This is a genomic window from Acidovorax facilis, from assembly GCF_023913775.1.
Lineage (GTDB): Bacteria > Pseudomonadota > Gammaproteobacteria > Burkholderiales > Burkholderiaceae_C > Acidovorax > Acidovorax facilis.
The window spans coordinates 1-17,215 of sequence record NZ_JAMXAX010000127.1 but is presented as its reverse complement, the minus strand read 5'-3'; the positions used below and the strand labels follow the sequence as shown (position 1 = coordinate 17,215).

Genomic DNA, 17,215 nt, shown 5'->3' with positions numbered 1-17,215 from the left:
GGGGCCGTGGTGGGCAACCAGGTGGGCAAGGGCTCGGGCCGCACGGCCGCCACTGTGCTGGGCGCCGTGGGCGGCGGCTATGTGGGCCACAAGGTGGAAGAGCGCACGCGCACGCAGACGGTCTACCAGATCGCGGTGCGTATGGAAGACGGCTCGGTGCGCCGCTTCACCCGCGCACAGCCCACCGCCGTGGGCACGCCCGTCGTGCTGCAGGGCAAGGGCTTCCGCGTGGACGATGGCACCGCCATGCGCGCTGAAGAACCTTACCCGCGTGCACAGCCCGGCGCGGTGCGTGTGGCGGACACGTATTGATTCGACCGCACTTCTCCCAACAGAAAGCCCGCTGATTGCGGGCTTTTTTGTGGGATGAGCGTGGGCTACAGCACCACCGGGATCTCGGTCGCAGGCGGGGTGTTGCGGCTGCGTCCACAGCGCACCATGCCGTCGATCATCACCATGCCGATGCCCGGGATGTCGCCCAGCTGTACGCTTTCCAGCAGCGTGGCGCCAGCCGTGTGCTGGGCGCGGTCCATGAAGACGAAGTCGGCCGCTCGGCCTACCTCGATGAGGCCGCAGTTCAGGTTGCGGATGCGCGCCGTGTTGCCCGTGGCAAAGCAGAACACCAGTTCGGCGGGGATGTCGGCAAAGCTCGATATCAGCGCAATCATGCGCAGCATGCCCAGTGGCTGCACGCCTGAGCCTGCCGGGCCGTCGGTGCCCAGGATCACGCGGTGCGGGCACTTGAGTTCAATGGCCGCCCGCGCGGCCTGGATGGCGATCTTCTCGTTGCCGTTGTGCACCAGCTCGATCGCGCGGGACGACTTCTCGCACAGCTCGCACACGTGCTTCCAGGGCAGCGCGGTGTGGCCGCCGTTGATGTGGCCGATCACGTCGGCATCGGCCTCCAGCACCACGTCCTTGTCGATCAGGCCCGAGCCTGGGATGGAAGGGCCGCCCGTGTGGATGGTGCTCTGGATGCCGTGCTTGCGCGCCCAGGCCACCATCTCTTTGGCCTCGTAGCCCGCCTTGACGGAGCCCAGGCCCACTTCGCCCAGCAGCGTCACGCCGGCGTCGGCCAGGTCCTTGAAGTCCTGCTCGGTCATGCCTTTCTCGATGACCGGGGCACCTGCAATCACCTTCACGCCCCCGGGGCGGAAGTTGTCGAACGAGCGCTGCGCGGTGATGGCCAGGGCCTTGAGGCCCACGATGTCCTTGGGTCGGCCGGGCAGGTGCACCTCACCGGCCGAGACCATGGTGGTCACCCCGCCGTTCATGGTGGAGTCGATCCAGCCGATCTGGTTCTGGCGCGGCGTCCAGTCTCCGAACACAGGGTGTACATGGCTGTCGATCAGGCCCGGCGCCACGCAGGTCTGGCGTGCGTCGATCACGGTGTTGGCGTGGTCGGTGTCGCAGTCCTTGTAGCGGCCCACGGCCACGATGAGGCCATCATTCACCACGATGGTGTCGGCGTCGAGGATGGGCCGGTCCAGGTCGCCCGACAACAAAAGACCGATGTTCTGGATGACGACCTTGCCCGATTTGCCGCCTGCTGCTGCTTCTGCCATGGATTCTCCTCGTGGGGTGGTGGGCGGGGCACCACGCGGCACCCCGCAGGGAAAAATCTCTTGTTGATTCAGGCCGCTGCGACCCTGCCCTTGGGCAGGCTGGGGCCGGGCGCCACGGTGCGCAGCACGCTGTCGATGACAAACGATTCCCAGTGCGCCAGCGCGTCGGCCGTCTCCAGGTCTTCGCCCAGAAAGGCCGACAGCGTGTGCCGGTTGGACATGTAGAAGTAGCCCGTGGCGGCAATCAGCAGGTACACATCGCGCGCCGACACATCCTTGCGGAACAGCCCCTGCGTCTGGCCGCTTTCGAGCACGCGGCGGATCACCTCGATGGCGGGCGACGAGTATTCACGGGCGCGCATCGACTTGGAGATGTGCTTGCCCTTGTGCAGGTTCTCAGTGTTGAGCAGCGTGATGAACTCGGGGTTCTTGCGGTAGTAGCCCACCACAAAGCGGATTACCGCCTGCAGCGCCTCCACCGGGTTGGCGGTGTCCAGGTCCAGTTTGGACTCCGCATCGTTCATGCGCCGGTAGGTTTCCTCCAGCACCTCGATGAACAGGCCTTCCTTGCTGCCGAAGTAGTAATAGATCATCCGGTCGAAGGACTTGGCCGCCTTGGAGATTTTCTCCACGCTGCCGCCTTCGTAGCCGTAGCGGGCGAACACCTTTGTCGCCGCCTTCAGGATGTTGTCGCGCGTGGTCTGTGCGGCCTGTTCGCGCACGCCCGTCTTGCGGGCAGAGGCTGCGCGGGGGGACGCGGTCCGGGTCTTGGTGGGAGTGGCAGACATGGCGGGTCCTGGTGGATGAGGCGGTCCCCCGGTGCGGGGGCCGCCGGGGGATCACTGCTCTGCGAACGCGCGTTCGATCACGAAGTCGCCAGGCTTCGTGGTGTTGCCTTCCTTGAAGCCACGCTCTTCCATCATGTGCTTGAGGTCGCGCAGCATCTCGGGGCTGCCGCAGATCATCACGCGGTCTTCCACGGGGTTGAGCGCGGGCAGGCCCAGGTCGCGCGCCAGCTGGCCGTTTTCGATGACGGTGGTCACACGGCCCTGGTGCTTGAAGGGCTCGCGCGTCACGGTGGGGTAGTACTTGAGCTGCTTGGTGACCATCTCGCCCAGGAACTCGTGCTGCGGCAGCTCCTGCGTGATGTAGTCGTGGTAGGCCAGCTCCTTCACCTCGCGCACGCCGTGCACCAGGATGACTTCCTCGAATTTCTCATAAGTCTCGGGGTCGCGGATCAGGCTCAGGAACGGGGCCACGCCCGTGCCGGTGGACAGCATGTACAGGCGCTTGGCGGGCAGCAGGTAGTCGATCAGCAGGGTGCCCGTGGGCTTTTTGCCGACCACGATGGTGTCACCCACCTTGATGTGCTGCAGGCGCGAGGTCAGCGGGCCGTCGGGCACCTTGATGGACAGGAACTCCAGGTGCTCTTCGTAGTTGGGGCTCACGATGCTGTAGGCGCGCAGCAGGGGTTTGCCGTTTTCGCCACGCAGGCCAATCATCGTGAAATGCCCGTTGGAAAAGCGCAGCGCGGTGTCACGCGTGGTGGTGAAGGAGAAAAGGCGGTCCGTCCAGTGGTGGACCGTCAGGACGCGTTCGTCAAGAAAGGCGCTCATGGTGCGTTAGATGGAAAAGTTGGAAACAAATAAGAAATCTGGCTGAAGCTGGCTCAGATTCAGGGCCCCAAGCGCTCTACAGCGCAATGTTCAGGCCTGAAAGCTTGTGGCTCACAACCCTCCATTGTTCCGCATCTGGCAAAGCCGCTTTTCTTTTGGTGATTGTGGGCAGCGTGGGCGCCAGCTTTTTGTTGAACCGCAGAAATATTTCCATGCCTTCGGGCAGGTCGTCTTCGGCATAGATCGCATTGGCCGGACATTCGGGAATGCACACCGCGCAGTCGATGCATTCGTCCGGGTCAATGACCAGGTATTCCGGCCCTTCCTTGAAGCAATCGACCGGGCACACATCGACGCAGTCGGTGTACTTGCACCGAATGCATGCGTCCGTCACAACGTGCGTCATTTTGGGGCTCCTCATGCACCGTTTTTGGGGGTGCGAAAACACCATTGCAGAGTCTGGTTGATTCCGCTACATTGACATCAAATGTAGTGTTCACAACATTTAAGTTAAGTGAATGCTACACAAAATGCAAAGCGCATACAAGCACTTGCAACAAAGCAATGAATGGGTTGCCACGATGACTGAACACACCAAGACCGATGGGCTGCCGGGCATGGATGCGCCAGATCTGCCGCAAGTGCTCGAGCGCGCCCGGCCCCGCAATGAGCGCATGAACGCTGCCAAGGTCGAGTGCAATGCGTGCCCGGTGCTGTGCCAGATCTCCGAAGGCCGCGCAGGTGCTTGCGACCGTTACGCCAACCAGGCGGGTGTGCTCGTGCGGCTTGACCCGGTGGTGTTGCTGCGCAAGACGCTGGAAACGGGCGAGGCCACGCTGGTGTCGTTTGCGGGCCGCGCCCCGGCTGCAGAAGACGCCGAGATCGCAGTGACTCCAGAACCCGCATGGAACGGCGATCTGCTTTTGTCTGAAGAGGTGTTCGTGACGGGCGTGGGCTCATCCACCACCTACCCCGACTACAAGCCGGCGCCCTTTATCGTGGGCTCCAAAACCGATGGTGTGGACATGGTCACGGTGGTCACTGAGGGCATCTTCAGCTACTGCAGCTTCAAGGTGAAGATCGACACCGACCGCTTCCTCGGCTCCGAGCAGGCCAACGTGCGCTGCAAGGGCGAGGTGGTGGGCCATGTGACGACGGCAGAGTACGGCTCGCAGATGCTGTCGCTCGGCGGCGTGCACCACCTCACGGGTGGCACCAAGAAGGAAGGCCGCATCACCGCTGAGATGATGCAGGCGCTGGGCAACAAGCAGGCCGTGGAGTTCACCATCGACGGCGGCTCGCAGCTCGTGATCCAGGCCGGGCGTGCACCCATCGTCAACGGTGTGGCCGAACAGCGCATGCGCGTGGGCTGCGGCTCTGCGGCCATTGGTATCTTTGCGCGCCAGTTCTTCGGCCATGCCGACGAGGTGGTGGTGGTGGACGACCACATTACGGGCGTGCTCACCGAGCATCAGGCGGGTCGCTGTCTGGACATGAAGCCCTCGGGCATCCAGATGCGCGGGCGCAAGTCCACGCCGGGCCGCTATTTTCAGGTGGCGAACCCGGGCACCGGCTGGGGTGGCACCGACATTGCCGACCCGCTGTCCATCATCGAGGGCTGGGACGAATCCGTCGCCTGGCCGGGGTTGCGCCTCTTGATGACCTCCACCACGGGGGAGCACGCATCCTGGTACGTGCTGGACGAGCAACTGAATCCGGTTGAAGCCGAGATGCCCGTCGAGGTGCGCCGCATCGTGGACCGCATCGGCGAAAACTGCGAGCCTTCGCTGGCGTCTGTGCTGTTCCTCGGCGGTGCGGGCGGCAGCCTGCGCGCAGGGGTCACAGAGAACCCGGTGCTGCTCACGCGCTCCATCAAGAACGCGCTGGTCAATGTGACCTGTGGCGGTGCCCCGGCCTATGTGTGGCCGGGCGGCGGTATCACCGTGATGGCCGACGTGCTGCGCATGCCGGACAACAGCTTTGGCACTGTGCCCACGCCCGCCATCGTGGCACCCATCGAGTTCAGCATGCGCCGTGCGGACTACGAAGCGCTGGGCGGGCACACCGAACAAATTCGCAGCCTGCGCGAAGTGCTGGAGCGCGGTGCGTGGCACAACGACGGTGCACCGCAGGCGCGCGTGTGGCAGACCTTGCCCGCGGCCAATCCGTGGCCGCTGGGCCGCCCACCCCTGCTAGGCTGAGTGAGCCGCGCTGTGAACGCTTGCCGCAAACTCCTTTCCGACGGCCGCTGGCACTTCCAGCATGGCCCGATGGACCTCATCCTTCAGGCCGAAGGGGCGCGCGACGCCGTGGCCCACGCGCACGAGCGTGCCTGGCAACGCTTTGAGGGGCTGCTGCAGGAGCTGGTGAGTGAACTCCCTGGCCTGCGGGCGCCGGTGGGTGAGCACTGCGCGTTGCAGGGCGTGGTGGCGCGTCGCATGTGGGCGGCCTGCAGCCCCTACCGCGCAGACTTCATCACGTCGATGGCTGCGGTGGCGGGTGCAGTGGCGCAGGAGATTCTGGCCTGCTACGCCCAGCAGGGCATAGACCGCGCCTGGGTCAACAACGGGGGCGACATTGCGCTGCACCTGGCGCCGGGCCAGTCGGTCACGGTGGGGGTGTGCGCTGACATCGCCGCACTGAATGCTGCACAGTTGCGCAACGGTCTGGTGCTGGATGGGCAGATCCGCATCGACAGCGCCATGCCGGTGCGCGGTGTGGCCACCAGCGGCTGGCGCGGGCGCAGCCAGTCGCTGGGCATTGCCGACAGCGTGACGGTGCTGGCGCGCACGGCCGCGCAGGCCGATGCGGCAGCGACCATTGTGGCCAATGCGGTCAACGTGCAGGACGCGCGCATTGATCGCATGCCCGCGTGGCTGGTGCGGGACGACAGTGACCTGGGTGCCATTCCTGTCACCGTGGATGTGCCTGACTTGCCCGAAGAGCAGGTTCGCCGGGCTTTGCAGCAGGGGTTGCAAAAAGCGCAAGAATTGCAGTCCAGCGGCCTGCTGTGGTTTGCGCTGCTGGCGTGCCAGGGGCAGTTTGTGGCGGCCTCAGCACCACAAGCCCTGGAGGGTGCCGTGTGGTCCCCACAGGCGGTGATGGAATCGGAAGTTGGTTCAGTATTTGCTTAACGAATTGCACAGGTCTCCAAAATGATCCAGATACGACGCGTTTTCACCCATCTTGAGGAAATCCGGCACGAATTCGGGCCGGTGGCCGACGTGCCGCTGCTGCGTGGTGCCATCGGCGCGGTGCTGACCAACCCGTTTGCGGGCCGGTACGAACCCGACATCCTCCCCATGATGGATGCCCTGCAGGACGTGGGGCTGGACATGGCCCAGCGCCTGCTCAAGGCCATGGCTGTGCCCGCCGAGCGCATCGAGACTTACGGCAAGGGCGCCATCGTGGGTGCAGCTGGCGAGCTGGAGCACGGCGCGCTGTGGCATGTGCCTGGTGGTTATGCCATGCGCGAGCTGCTGGGCTGGAAGGGTGACCGCAACGCCTACGCCAAAGGCCTGGCCGAAGAGAAGACCGGGCAACCCGCCAATGCACTGTCTATCGTGCCTTCCACCAAGAAGGTGGGTGGCCCCGGCGCGGCGCTGGATGTGCCGCTCACCCACATCAACGCGAGCTACGTGCGCAGCCATTTCGATGCCATCGAAGTGCGGGTGCCCGGCGCACCCACATCGGATGAAATCGTCTTCATCCTGGCCATGTCCACCGGCGCTCGCATCCATGCACGCGTTGGAGGCCTCAAGGCCGCAGACATCAGTCAGTGGAACGGCCTGCGCTGATCCACTGCCAACCACAAGACCCAAGGAGATCCCCACATGTTCGCCAAGATCCGCAAGATCATTGTTCAAACCGACGAAGTCCGCGTGGAGATGGGACGCGATGTGTTGCCGCCTGTGCGCAAGGCCCTGGCCATGGCCGTCATCGAGAACCCCTGCGCGGGCCGCTATGTCGAGAACCTCGACGAACTCGTGGCCATCGGTGAAGAGTTGGGCGCACTGCTGGGTGCCCGTTGCGTCGCAGCCCTGGGCATTGAACCTGGCCAGGCACAGAGCTACGGCAAGGCCGCCATCGTGGGCGAGGCGGGCGAGCTGGAACATGCCGCCGCCATCCTGCACCCCAAGCTGGGGGCGCCACTGCGTGTGGCGGTCGAGAAAGGCGCAGCCCTGGTGCCGTCCAGCAAGAAGATCGGCGGCTTGGGCACCGCCATCGACGTGCCCCTGGGTCACAAGGATGCCGCCTATGTGCGCAGCCACTTCGACGCCATGGAGGCCCGCGTGGCCGACGCCCCCCGCGCCAACGAAATCGTGGTCGCTATCGTCGTGACCGACAGCGGCCGTCCGCTGGCACGCATTGGCGGTCTTCAGGCCTCCGAAATCAAAGGCGAGGATGGACTGCGCTGATCTGAGCGCGCACTACCATCCCGAGCAGTCTCACCAGTTCCCCTTCCCCAACCCACCTTTCAGGAGTTTCCCCATGACGATGCGACGAAACCTCATGCGTGCCACGGCCGCAGCCGCGCTGGCATTCACGCTGGCCCCTGTGGTGCACGCCCAGGATGTCATCAAGATTGGCGAGATCAACAGCTACAAGGCGCAGCCCGCCTTCCTGGAGCCCTACAAGAAAGGCATGGAGCTGGCGGTCGATGAGATCAACGCATCGGGTGGGGTGCTGGGCAAGAAGGTCCAGCTCATCATCCGCGACGACAACGCCAACCCTGGCGACGCCGTGCGCGCTGCCGAAGAACTGGTGTCGCGCGAAAAGGTCGATGTGCTTACGGGCTCGTTCCTCTCGCACATCGGGCTGGCGCTGACCGACTTTGCCAAGCAAAAGAAATTCTTCTTCCTGGCCGGTGAGCCACTGACCGACAAGATCGTCTGGCAAAACGGCAACCGCTATACCTACCGCCTGCGTCCCTCCACCTACATGCAGGTGTCGATGATGGTGCCCGAGGCAGCGGCCCTCAAGAAAAAGCGCTGGGCGCTGGTATACCCCAACTACGAGTATGGCCAGTCGGCCGTGGCCACGTTCAAGCAGCTGCTCAAGGCGGCCCAGCCCGATGTGGAGTTTGTGGCCGAGCAGGCGCCTCCGTTGGGCAAGGTCGATTCGGGCAGCGTGGTGCAGGCCCTGGCCGACGCCAAGCCAGACGCGATCTTCAACGTGCTGTTCGGTGCCGACCTGTCCAAGTTCGTGCGCGAAGGCAACACGCGCGGCCTGTTCCAGGGCCGTGAAGTGGTCAGCCTGCTGACGGGCGAGCCCGAATACATGGACCCGCTCAAGGACGAAGCGCCGAACGGCTGGATCGTCACCGGCTACCCCTGGTACGGCATCCAGACGCCTGAGCACAAGGCCTTTCAGACTGCCTACCAGGCCAAGTTCAATGACTACCCGCGCCTGGGCTCCATCGTGGGCTACAGCGCCATCAAGTCGCTGGCCGAAGGCATGAAGAAGGCCGGCTCCACCGACACTGAAAAACTCGTGGCAGCGTTCAAGGGCTTGCAGGTGCCCACGCCGTTTGGCCGCATCACCTACCGCCCCGAGGACAACCAGTCCACGATGGGCGGCTATGTGGGCCGCACCAAGAACGAAGGCGGCAAGGGTGTGATGGTGGACTACCGCTATGTGGATGGCAGCAAAGTCCAGCCCTCGAACGACGAAGTCAAGAAAATGCGCCCCGCCGACTGACGGCCGCGCAAGGCCGGGGAGGGCTCCCTCCCTGCCCACTGCCCCTGATCTCTGAACCATAGCGCAGGCGCCGACCTGCAGGGATGGACCTTGCCGTGACCCCGAAGGATGTGGAATGAGTTTTTCGAGTTTTATCGTTCAGCTGCTCAACGGACTGGCGGGGGCTTCCTCGCTGTTCCTGGTGGGCGCCGGGCTGTCGCTGATCTTCGGAGTCACGCGCATCGTCAACTTTGCGCATGGCTCGTTCTTCATGGTCGGCATCTATGTGGCCTATTCGCTGGTGGCCAAGCTGGGCACCGGCCTGGGCTTCTGGCCCGCGCTGTTGCTGGCGGCGGCGGTGGTGGGGGCGCTGGGCGCTTTGGTGGAGGTGGTGCTGCTGCGCCGCATCTACAAGGCGCCCGAGCTGTTCCAGCTGCTGGCCACCTTTGCGCTGGTGCTGGTCATCAAGGACGCTGCGCTGTGGTTCTGGGGGCCAGAAGAACTGCTGGGCCCGCGCGCGCCGGGGCTGTCGGGCTCGGTCAACATCCTGGGGCGGCAGTTTCCTTCGTATGACCTGTTTCTGATCGTCGTGGGCCCGGTGGTGCTGGGCCTGTTGTGGCTGCTGCTCACCCGCACACGCTGGGGCACGCTGGTGCGCGCTGCTACGCAAGACCGCGAAATGGTCAGCGCCCTGGGCGTGAACCAGGCCTGGCTGTTCACGGCGGTGTTTGCCCTGGGCGCGCTGCTGGCGGGCCTGGGCGGTGCGCTGCAGTTGCCGCGCGAACCCGCCACGCTGGAGATGGATCTCAACACCATCGGCGCAGCGTTTGTGGTGGTCGTGGTGGGTGGCATGGGCTCCATTCCGGGCGCCTATGTCGCGGCCCTGTTGATCGCCGAAATCAAGGCCATCTGCATCTGGCTGGGCGTGGTGGACATCTTCGGTTTCAGCGTGTCGTTCTCCAAGCTCACGCTGGTGGTGGAGTTTTTGGTGATGGCCGTGGTGCTGGTCTGGCGCCCCTGGGGCCTCATGGGCAAGCCGCAGGGCGTGAGCCGCAACACCGGCCTGCCCGAGGCGCCCCTGCGCCAGCCTGAGCGCTGGTTCAAGCTGGGTGGCGCGGCGTTGGTGGTTGCGCTGGTGCTGTTGCCGTTGCTGACGACGGGCTCACCATACCTCACGGTGCTGATGATCGACCTGCTGATTGCCGCGCTGTTTGCGGCCAGCCTGCACTTCATCATGGGCCCGGCGGGCATGCATTCGTTCGGCCATGCCGCGTACTTTGGCCTGGGCGCCTATGCCGCAGCGCTGCTGGTGCGCTCGGCGGGTATCCCCATGGAGCTGGCGCTGGTGCTGGCACCGCTGGCGGCGGCAGCGGGCGCGCTGCTCTATGGCTGGTTCTGCGTGCGCCTGTCGGGCGTCTACCTGGCCATGCTGACGCTGGCGTTTGCCCAGATCACCTGGGCCATCTGCTACCAGTGGGACGGCTTCACAGGCGGCAGCAACGGCCTCACGGGCGTGTGGCCGGCCGAGTGGCTATCAGACAAGCGCAACTACTACTACCTCACGCTGGCCCTGGTGGTGGGCGGTGTGCTGTTGTTGCGCCGCGTATTGTTCTCGCCGTTTGGTTATGCGCTGCGGGCAGGGCGGGATTCTGTGCTCCGGGCCGATGCGATCGGCATTGACGTCAAGCGCATGCAGTGGACGGCTTTCGTGATTGCAGGGCTGTTTGCGGGCCTGGGCGGTGCGCTGTTTGCGTTCTCCAAAGGCAGCATCTCGCCCGAGACGCTGCATGTGGGCCGCTCGGTCGATGGCCTCGTCATGGTGCTGCTCGGCGGCATCCAGACGCTGGCGGGCCCTGTGGTGGGCGCCGTCACCTTCACCTGGCTGCACGACACCGTGGCGCGCAACACCGACTACTGGCGCGCCATGCTGGGCGCCATCATCCTGATCCTGGTGCTGCTGTTCCCGCAGGGTATTGCGGGGGCCATCAAGCAGATCTTCGACAACAAGCGCGAAGCCAAGAACATCAAGGAGGGCACGGCATGAGCCTGCTCAAAGTCTCTGGCCTGGGCAAGTCCTTTGGCGGCGTGAAGGCGGTGGATGGCATCCACTTCGAGCTGGCTGCCGGCGAGCTGCTGGCGCTGATCGGCCCCAACGGCGCGGGCAAGTCCACCACCTTCAACATGGTCAACGGCCAGCTGCCTGCCGATGCAGGCTCCATCCAGCTCAATGGCCAGGAGCTGGTGGGCCGCAAGCCGCGCGACATCTGGCGCATGGGTGTGGGCCGCACTTTTCAGATCGCTGAAACCTTTGCATCGCTCACGGTGGTGGAGAACGTGCAGATGGCACTGATCTCCAACGACAACCGCCTGTTTGCGATGTGGCGCAAGGCGGCAGACCACAAGCGCGACGAGGCCCTGGCGCTGCTGGACCAGGTGGGTATGAAGTCGCAGGCCGACCGCCCCTGCAGCGTGCTGGCCTATGGCGACGTCAAGCGCGTGGAGCTGGCCATCGCGATGGCCAACGCGCCGAAGCTGCTGCTCATGGACGAGCCCACCGCTGGCATGGCGCCCAAGGAGCGCAACGAGCTGATGGCGCTCACCAAGCAGCTGGTGATCGACCGCAACATGGCCGTGCTCTTCACCGAGCACAGCATGGACGTGGTGTTTGCCTATGCAGACCGCATGATCGTGCTGGCGCGCGGGCGCCTCATTGCCGAGGGCAAGCCGCTGGAGCTGCGTGACCACCCCAAGGTGCAGGAGGTGTACTTCGGCACCGGCAAGACCTTCGAGAAGAAAACGGCAGCCGCTGCTGCAGAGGCCGCATGAGCATGACGACCAACGAACCCAAAGAGCTGCTGCTGCAGGCCAAAGGGCTGCAGGCCTGGTATGGTGCGGCGCAAATCCTGTACGACGTGGACCTGGACGTGCGCCGGGGCGAAGTCGTGGCCCTCATGGGCCGCAACGGCGCAGGCAAGTCCACCACGCTCAAGACGCTGATGGGCATGCTGGCCAAACGCAAGGGCAGCATCCAGTTCATGGGCAAGGACATCTCCAAAAGCGACCCGCACGATGCCGCGCGCCTGGGCCTGGGCTTTGTGCCCGAAGACCGCCGCGTGTTCACCGACCTCACGGTGATGGAGAACCTGGAGGTGGGCCGACAGCCTGCACGCATGTGGCCCGACGGAACGGCCGCACCGGTGTGGACGCCCGAGCGCCTGTTCAAGCTGTTCCCCAATCTGGGCGAAATGCCTCAGCGCCCCGGCGGCCGCATGAGCGGCGGCGAGCAGCAGATGCTCACCGTGGCGCGCACGCTCATGGGCAACCCCTACCTGGTGCTGCTGGATGAGCCCTCCGAAGGCGTGGCCCCCGTGATCGTGGAGCAGATGGCGCACATGATCCTGGAGCTGAAGGAGCAGGGCGTCAGCATTCTGCTGTCCGAGCAGAACATGCACTTTGCCGAGCTGGTGTCCGACCGCGCCTATGTGCTCGAAAAGGGCCAGATCCGCTACCAGGCCAGCATGGAAGAGCTGGCCGCCAACGAAGAGGTGCGGCGCGCTTACCTGAGCGTGTGATGCACCTGCGCAGCCGTGCGACGTGGTGCGCTGCACACGGGTGCTGTTGGTTACAAAAAACACCTCTTCAAACACTTGCGCGATGCGAGCACAAGCCCCGAAACTGGCGCCTTTGATGTAAGGAGCACTACATGAAGTGTCGAGGAGTGGAGGATGGATGCATCGACCGCCGGACTGCCATGGCGGGGCTGGTGGCAACAGCGGGATGGGCCTGGGCGGGGCCGGCCGCTGCCGAGACCGGAGTGACGGACACCCGCATCAAGGTGGGGCAGTCGGCCGTGTTCACCGGCCCTGCCAAGGATTTTGGGGTGGATTACAAGGCGGGCATTGCGCTCTACTTCGACAAGGTCAACAAGACCGGTGGAGTGTTGGGGCGCACGCTGGAGCTCGTCTCCCACGACGACGCTTACGACCCCAAGAAGACCGCAGAAAACACCACGCGCCTCATCGACGAAGACAAGGTGTTTGCTCTCATCGGCTATGTCGCCACGGGCAACCTGATTGCTGCCATGCCCATTGCCGAGAAGGCCGGCGTGCCCATGTTTGCCCCGCTGGTCGGCACCACATCGTTTCGCACCAACCACAACCGCTACCTGTTCCACGTGCGCGCCAGCTACGAGGCTGAACTGCGCAAGATCGTGGGGCACCTAGCCACGCTGGGCATCCACAACATTGCGGTCATCTACCAGAACAGTGCATTTGGCAAATCCAACCTCGACACCTGCCTGCAAATCGCGCAGGGGCTCAAGGTCAAGGTGGTGGAGTCCGTGCCCATGGAGATCGCCGCCACCGACGCCAAGGCCCAGGTGGCCTCGCTCACCAAGGCGCAGCCTGGTGCGGTGGTGATGATCATGGCGGGCAAGATGGTGGAGGTTTTCCTGCGCGACTACCGTGCCGGGGGCGGCGCCTCGCCGCTGTACACGATATCGGTGGGCATCACCGATGCGCCGGGCTCTGCGCAGCGCTTGAACGGCGGCATCGAAGGGCTGGTCACGGCCAGCATCGTGCCCTCGCCGCAGGCCAGCCGCCTGCCCATCGTGGCGGACTACCGCAAGGACCGCGTCGACGCGGGCGAGAAGATCGACAGCTACACCATGCTGGAGGGCTACATTGCCGCCCGCGTGTTTGTGGAGGGTCTCAAGCGCGCGGGCAAAGCGCTCACGCGCGAAGGCTTCATCAAGGCCATGGAAGACATGGGCACCACCAAGATCGGTGACTTTCCGCTGCAGTACGGCCCGGGCAACCACAATGGCTCCAACTTTGTGGATCTGGAGATGTACACGCGCACCGGCAGTCTGCGGCGCTGAGGGCACCCCAAAGAGACATGCACGCGCCCGCTTCGCTTCACACCATGGTCGTCAACGGCCAGCCTTGTGCCTTGCCAGCAAGTACCTCCACCCACGCCACGCTGCTGCACGTGCTGCGCAATGACTTGTCGCTCAACGGCCCCAAATACGGCTGTGGCCTGGGGCAGTGCGGGGCGTGCACGGTGCTGGTGGACGGCATTGCCGCGCGGGCCTGCGTGATCCCGGCGCAGGGCGTGGCAGGCCGCGAGGTGACAACGCTGGAAGGGCTGCCCGGGCGCTGCAGCCGCACCGAAGGACTTCACCCGGTGCAGCAGGCCTTTGTGGATGAGCAGGCCGCGCAGTGCGGCTACTGCCTCAACGGCATGGTGATGATGGCCGTGGCCTTGCTGGAGCGCAACCCTGACCCCGACGAAACGGCAGTGCGCCGCGAGCTGTCGGGCAACCTGTGCCGCTGCGGCACGCATGTCGAAATCATCCGCGCCGTGCTGCGTGCGGCGGTGCTCATGCGCGAGGCCCGGGCATGAGCGCCACCCCCGATAACGCCGCACCCCTGCGCGCCCACAGCCCGCTCACCCGCGCCGACTTCCACGCTTCCCAGGGCGTGCTGCTGGTGGTGCGCAACCCACCGCCTGCGCCGCCGCCGGTCAAAGGTCAGCCCGCGCTGGTAGCGGGCAACCCGGCCGAGGGTGTAGAGATTTTGATTGCCGTGTGGGACGACGGCAGCGTGACCGCGCTGAGCGGCCATGTGGACTTGGGCACCGGCATCCGCACCGCGCTGGCGCAGATCGTGGCCGAAGAGCTGGATGTGCCGCTGGCGCAGGTGAACATGGTGCTGGGCGACACCACACGCGCGCCCAACCAAGGCGCCACCATTGCCAGCGCGTCCATCCAGATCCACGCTAAGCCCTTGCGCACCGCCGCCGCGCAGGCGCGCCACTGGCTGGTGGCGCAGGCCGCAGAGCGGCTCGGCGTACCGGTGGAGGCACTGCAGGTGCGCGCGGGGGTGGTGCAGGTCACTGCAGACCCGTCGCGCCAAGTGGCCTACGGCGCGCTGCTGGCGGGCGCGCACACCACGCTGGAGCTGGTGGATGCCACGACCACCAAGGCCGCCGCCGATTACACCGTGGTCGGCCAGTCCGTGCCGCGTGTGGACATCCCCGCCAAGGTCAGCGGCGAGCTGGTGTTTGTGCACGACATGCGTGTGCCCGGCATGCTGCACGGCCGCGTGGTGCGCCCGCCGTATGCGGGGGCGGACCATGGCGACTTCATCGGCAACACGCTCGAATCGGTGGACCAGCAGTCCATCGCCCACATCCCCGGCATACGCGCCGTGGTGGTGATCCGCGACTTTGTGGGCATCGTCGCCGAGCGCGAGGAGCAGGCCGAGCAGGCGCTGCGCGATCTGAAAGTGCACTGGAAGGACTGGCCCGGTTTCCCGCGCCAGGACAGCACCGAGGCGCTGGAGCAGGCCATCCGCGCCAACCCCGCCACGCAGCGCCGCCTGGTGGACGAGGGCGATGTGGAGGGCGCCCTGGCCGCGCTGTCTGCCAACGGCCAGCCCATGCCGCGCACCTATGTGTGGCCGTACCAGATGCACGGCTCCATCGGCCCATCGTGCGCGGTGGCCGAATGGCGCAGCGATGACAGCACGGTCCGCCCGCGCATGACGGTGTGGGCTGGCACGCAGAACCCCCATGTGCTGCGCGCCGACCTGGCCCGCCTGATGGGGCTGGCCGATGTGGACATCGACCTCATCCGCATGGAGGCCGCAGGCTGCTATGGCCGCAACGGTGCCGACGATGTAGCGGCCGATGCCGCGCTGCTGTCGCGCGCCGTGGGTGCGCCCGTGCGTGTACAGCTTACGCGCGAGCAAGAACACCTGTGGGAGCCCAAGGGCACTGCCCAGCTCATGCAGGTGCGCGGCGGGCTCAACGCCGATGGAACCGTGGCGGCGTATGACTTCGAAACCTCGTACCCGTCCAACGGCGCGCCCACGCTGGCCCTGCTGCTCACCCGCACCATCGAGCCCGTGGCCCAGGCCTACGAGATGGGCGACCGCACCGCGCGCCCGCCCTACCAGTACGACAACCTGCGCGTGGCCGTCAACGACATGCCGCCCATCGTGCGCGCGTCGTGGCTGCGCGGCGTGTCGGCCTTGCCCAACTCGTTTGCGCACGAGTCCTATGTGGACGAGCTGGCAACGGCGGCGGGTGTGGACCCGGTGCAGTTTCGCCTGCAGTTGCTGAACGACCCGCGCGCCGCCGAGCTGGTGCAGGCCACGGCCGAAAAGGCGGGCTGGATTCGCCGCACCGGCCCGCTGCAGCGCGAGCAGGACGGTGACTGGGTGCAAGGCCAGGGCTTTGCCTATGCCCGCTACATCCACAGCAAATGGCCCGGCTTTGGCGCCGCCTGGGCGGCCTGGGTGGCCGATGTGGAGGTCAACAAAAAGACTGGAGAGGTGCATGTGCGCCGCGTGGTCGTGGGGCACGACGCGGGCCTGATGGTGAACCCCGCCGGTGTGGAGCAGCAGGTGCATGGCAACGTGCTGCAGACCACCAGCCGCGCGCTCAAGGAACAGGTGACGTTCGAGCCCGTGAAGCAGGCCGTGGACAACCGCGAATGGGGCAGCTACCCCATCCTGAGCTTCCGCGAGGTGCCGGTCATCGAGGTCATGCACATGCCCCGGCAGGACGAGGCGCCGCTGGGCTCGGGCGAGTCGTCCTCCGTGCCGGGCACGGCAGCGATTGCCAACGCGATTTTTGACGCCACCGGTGTGCGTTTTCGCGCGCCGCCGTTCACGCCGGAAGTGGTGCGCGCGGGACTTAGTCCCCTGCCCGGTGGTGCGGGCGAGGCCGCCTCCAGCGGAAGCCCGCCTGCGGAACAAGCCGAAGTGCTGCCCACCCTGGAACTGCCTGCGCCCACCGTGCCCGCCAGCGCCACTTGGCCTCGCACACGCAGCCCCTGGGCGCGTGCCATTGCACTGGTCGCCGGTGGCATCGCCATGGGCGCAGCGCTGCTGGGCTGGCGCCCCTCCATCGCACCCGTGGTGCAGACGGCGGGTGCCTCTGTCTACAACGCCGCCACCATCGAGCGGGGCCGCCTGCTGGCCGCTGCTGGCGACTGTGTGGTGTGCCACACCGCCCCAGGCGGCACGCCCAACACGGGGGGCCGCGCCATGGAAACGCCATTCGGCAAGGTCTACACCACCAACCTCACGCCCGACGCCGAGACCGGGATCGGCCAGTGGTCCTTCAGCGCCTTCCAGCGCGCCATGCGCGAAGGTATCTCGCAGGGCGGCAAACACCTGTACCCCGCGTTCCCCTACACCTCGTTCGCCAAGATGAGCGACGACGACCTGACCGCGCTGTACGCCTACCTGATGGCGCAGCCCGCCGTGCGGGCCGAGGTGCCGAAGACCGAGCTGGCCTTCCCGTTCAGCGTGCGCCCCCTCATGGCGGGCTGGAACGCGCTGTTCC

16 protein-coding genes are annotated in these 17,215 nt (G+C 65.7%); 12 read left to right on the top strand and 4 right to left on the bottom strand.

Features of this window, described 5'->3' with window-relative positions:
* Positions 1-312: glycine zipper 2TM domain-containing protein (locus tag NFX52_RS24530; RefSeq protein WP_252635859.1), on the top strand; the 312-nt coding region annotated here is incomplete at its 5' end.
* Positions 313-377: 65 nt separating this feature from the next.
* On the opposite strand, the gene NFX52_RS24525 is transcribed toward NFX52_RS24530, so the two are convergent.
* The 4 genes from NFX52_RS24525 to fdxA all read right to left on the bottom strand — a co-directional run bounded on the left by NFX52_RS24525 (position 378) and on the right by fdxA (position 3,587).
* On the bottom strand, positions 378-1,565 hold the full coding sequence (locus NFX52_RS24525; protein WP_055398738.1) for an amidohydrolase family protein: 1,188 nt from the start codon (positions 1,563-1,565) through the stop codon (positions 378-380).
* Between the two features lie 68 nt (positions 1,566-1,633).
* On the bottom strand, positions 1,634-2,353 hold the full coding sequence (locus tag NFX52_RS24520) for a TetR/AcrR family transcriptional regulator (protein WP_055398736.1): 720 nt from the start codon (positions 2,351-2,353) through the stop codon (positions 1,634-1,636).
* Positions 2,354-2,404: 51 nt separating this feature from the next.
* A complete protein-coding gene (locus NFX52_RS24515) occupies positions 2,405-3,181 on the bottom strand; it encodes a ferredoxin--NADP reductase (RefSeq protein WP_055398734.1) in 777 nt (258 codons plus the stop codon).
* 76 nt (positions 3,182-3,257) lie between these two features.
* On the bottom strand, positions 3,258-3,587 hold the full coding sequence (gene fdxA, locus NFX52_RS24510; protein ID WP_055398732.1) for a ferredoxin FdxA: 330 nt from the start codon (positions 3,585-3,587) through the stop codon (positions 3,258-3,260).
* A gap of 175 nt (positions 3,588-3,762) precedes the next feature.
* Here fdxA and NFX52_RS24505 point away from each other — a divergent pair, with 175 nt between their 5' ends.
* From NFX52_RS24505 to NFX52_RS24455, 11 genes are all read left to right on the top strand, one after another.
* Positions 3,763-5,382 carry a hypothetical protein gene (locus NFX52_RS24505; protein ID WP_055398809.1) on the top strand — a complete coding sequence of 540 codons (1,620 nt, stop codon included), beginning with the start codon at positions 3,763-3,765 and terminating at the stop codon, positions 5,380-5,382.
* A gap of 12 nt (positions 5,383-5,394) precedes the next feature.
* Entirely contained in the window at positions 5,395-6,315 is a 921-nt protein-coding gene (locus tag NFX52_RS24500) for a UPF0280 family protein (protein WP_055398807.1), read from the top strand.
* A 21-nt stretch (positions 6,316-6,336) separates the two neighbouring features.
* Positions 6,337-6,978 carry an amino acid synthesis family protein gene (locus NFX52_RS24495; protein ID WP_055398730.1) on the top strand — a complete coding sequence of 214 codons (642 nt, stop codon included), beginning with the start codon at positions 6,337-6,339 and terminating at the stop codon, positions 6,976-6,978.
* Between the two features lie 36 nt (positions 6,979-7,014).
* Positions 7,015-7,599, top strand: coding sequence for an amino acid synthesis family protein (locus NFX52_RS24490; RefSeq protein ID WP_055398729.1), 585 nt, complete (start codon positions 7,015-7,017; stop codon positions 7,597-7,599).
* Between the two features lie 73 nt (positions 7,600-7,672).
* Positions 7,673-8,881, top strand: coding sequence for an ABC transporter substrate-binding protein (locus NFX52_RS24485; protein ID WP_055398805.1), 1,209 nt, complete (start codon positions 7,673-7,675; stop codon positions 8,879-8,881).
* A 115-nt stretch (positions 8,882-8,996) separates the two neighbouring features.
* On the top strand, positions 8,997-10,904 hold the full coding sequence (locus tag NFX52_RS24480; RefSeq protein ID WP_055398727.1) for an ABC transporter permease: 1,908 nt from the start codon (positions 8,997-8,999) through the stop codon (positions 10,902-10,904).
* A complete protein-coding gene (locus NFX52_RS24475; RefSeq protein WP_055398725.1) occupies positions 10,901-11,686 on the top strand; it encodes an ABC transporter ATP-binding protein in 786 nt (261 codons plus the stop codon). Before NFX52_RS24480 ends, NFX52_RS24475 begins: the two co-directional genes overlap by 4 nt.
* 2 nt (positions 11,687-11,688) lie before the next feature.
* On the top strand, positions 11,689-12,432 hold the full coding sequence (locus tag NFX52_RS24470; RefSeq protein ID WP_055398803.1) for an ABC transporter ATP-binding protein: 744 nt from the start codon (positions 11,689-11,691) through the stop codon (positions 12,430-12,432).
* Between the two features lie 131 nt (positions 12,433-12,563).
* On the top strand, positions 12,564-13,739 hold the full coding sequence (locus NFX52_RS24465; protein ID WP_176887866.1) for an ABC transporter substrate-binding protein: 1,176 nt from the start codon (positions 12,564-12,566) through the stop codon (positions 13,737-13,739).
* A 17-nt stretch (positions 13,740-13,756) separates the two neighbouring features.
* Positions 13,757-14,263, top strand: a complete 507-nt coding sequence (locus NFX52_RS24460; protein ID WP_055398721.1) for a (2Fe-2S)-binding protein — start codon at positions 13,757-13,759, stop codon at positions 14,261-14,263.
* On the top strand, positions 14,260-17,215 hold a 2,956-nt coding region (locus NFX52_RS24455), incomplete at its 3' end, for a molybdopterin cofactor-binding domain-containing protein (protein WP_252635858.1). The genes NFX52_RS24460 and NFX52_RS24455, both read left to right, overlap by 4 nt.